Here is a 1,744-nt window from a genome sequence, read left to right as displayed (position 1 = left end):
GCCGGCGCCGGCGCCGACACGCTGATGGGCGGCGAGGGCGATGACCGCCTGTTCGGCGAGGCCGGCAACGACCGGCTGTTCGGGCACGAGGGCAATGACACGCTGAACGGCGGCGGTGGCAATGATACCATGACCGGCGGCGAAGGGGCGGATGTCTTCGTCTGGAACGGCGGCCGCGACAGGATTACCGATTTCGACAGCGACGACGATCGCATCAACCTGTCGCATTACGCCCGGTTCGACGGTTTCGGCGACATCCGCGCCGCTGCCAGCCAGGTCGGCAACGATGTCGTCATCCGTGCCGGCAACGACCAACTGGTGATCGAGGACATCCGGCTGGGCCAGCTGGGCGGGGACGATTTCATCTGGTAGGCCGCCCGTTCCGGGCAGGCGCAGGCGGCGGCGCGGACGGATCTGCGCCGCCGTGGCGTCGCAGGCCGGCAGTCCCGGCCGGCTCAGGGCCCCGCATCATCGGCATGGCGTCCCGGCCCAAGACCCATGCCGCCGCCCATGCCAGCGCCCGCCCCGCCGGTCCCGCCGCCGCCCTTGCCGCCTTCGCCACGCCCGCCCTTGGACGAGCTGCCGGCCTGGCGCGCCGGGCCTTGCAGCGGAATGGCGACATCCCGCGGCACCGGCGCAAGATCCAGCGCCTTGCGGATGAAATCGCGCAGCGAGACGACCAGTTCGGCGGTATGGATCGGCCGGCCGGCGGCCATCTCGGCGGCGGCCTGGCTGGCCAGGCGCACCTGCTCCTCGGTGCCCAGCAGGATGATGTCCGAAAGCGCCGCCTCGACCGCGTCGCGGATGCGCCGGGCGCGATCCGAACCGGGGCCCTCCTCGCCCCCCGCCTCCTGCATGCGCTGCCGCAGGTCGCGCAGATGGGTCGGATCGACCAGCAGCTCTCCGGTGAAGGAACCGCCCAGCACCTTGTAGGCGGCGATCAGCGTGCGCAGCCGTTCGTTGATCTGCCGGTTCATGCGCTGCTGGCGCTGCTGGATGGTCAGCAGCATCAGCACCCGGATGCCGACGCCGATCAGCGTGAACAGCGCAAGGCCCAGCAGGGTGGTCAGGATCCCCTGCCAGGTGCTGAAGTCGAAATAGCGCATCGGCAGTTCCTCCGGCTGGCCGCGACCTGCCCGGCGGGCGGTCCATGGTCCCGTTTATCCCATCGCCTCGCCGCGATGCGCCAGAGGCTTTTCCGGGCAATGCCGCAATGGTCCGGACCGGCGGGTCCGGCCGCCGCCGCGGCGTTGCGCCACCGACCCCGAAACCGGCGCAGAACTGCCGCGGGGCGAGATCGGCATGATCGAGCTGTGCGGCCCGAACGTCTTCAAGGGCTATTGGCGCATGCCGGAAAAGACCGCTGCCGAGCTGCCCGGCGTGGCCGGATCCGCCGTCATCGGCCTGCCGCATCGCGATTTCGGCGAGGGGGTGACGGCGGCGGTGGTCCCGACCGGCAGCCCCGCCCTGGCCGAGGCCGAGCTGCTGACCGTGCTGAAGGGGCTGCTGGCGAAGTTCAAGCAGCCCAAGCGGATGTTGTTTCTGGACGAGCTGCCGCGCAATACCATGGGCAAGGTGCAAAAGAACCTGCTGCGCGACCGCTTTGCCGGGCTTTACGACGGGGCGGCGGAGCGTTGAGGGCGCGGCAGATCGGCGGCCTCTGCGCGGTGCGGCCCATGGCCCGACGCTCCCCGCGCTTGGCCGGCGCTGGCTGCCGGGGGATGCGAGAAGGCCGCCCCTTTCG

The 1,744-nt window shown here is 71.0% G+C and carries 2 protein-coding genes and 1 pseudogene; 2 read left to right on the top strand and 1 reads right to left on the bottom strand.

All coding sequences use genetic code 11. From position 1 onward, the window contains the following. A pseudogene (locus tag ACDP63_RS23160) lies at window positions 1-372 on the top strand (calcium-binding protein); the annotation flags it as partial. Window positions 373-455: 83 nt separating this feature from the next. Here ACDP63_RS23160 and ACDP63_RS23155 read toward each other — a convergent pair. Beyond that, window positions 456-1,106 carry a hypothetical protein gene (locus ACDP63_RS23155; protein WP_024845963.1) on the bottom strand — a complete coding sequence of 217 codons (651 nt, stop codon included), beginning with the start codon at window positions 1,104-1,106 and terminating at the stop codon, window positions 456-458. Between the two features lie 196 nt (window positions 1,107-1,302). Between ACDP63_RS23155 and ACDP63_RS23150 the strand changes: the two genes are divergently transcribed. After that, window positions 1,303-1,638: an AMP-binding enzyme gene (locus ACDP63_RS23150; RefSeq protein WP_024845964.1), complete on the top strand. Its 336-nt coding sequence runs from the start codon at window positions 1,303-1,305 to the stop codon at window positions 1,636-1,638. Window positions 1,639-1,744 lie beyond the last annotated feature (106 nt).

The organism is Paracoccus sp. P2 (genome assembly GCF_046335115.1).
Classification (GTDB): domain Bacteria; phylum Pseudomonadota; class Alphaproteobacteria; order Rhodobacterales; family Rhodobacteraceae; genus Paracoccus; species Paracoccus pantotrophus.
Note: the sequence above shows the minus strand (reverse complement) of the source record. Positions and strands in the feature narration are given on the sequence as shown.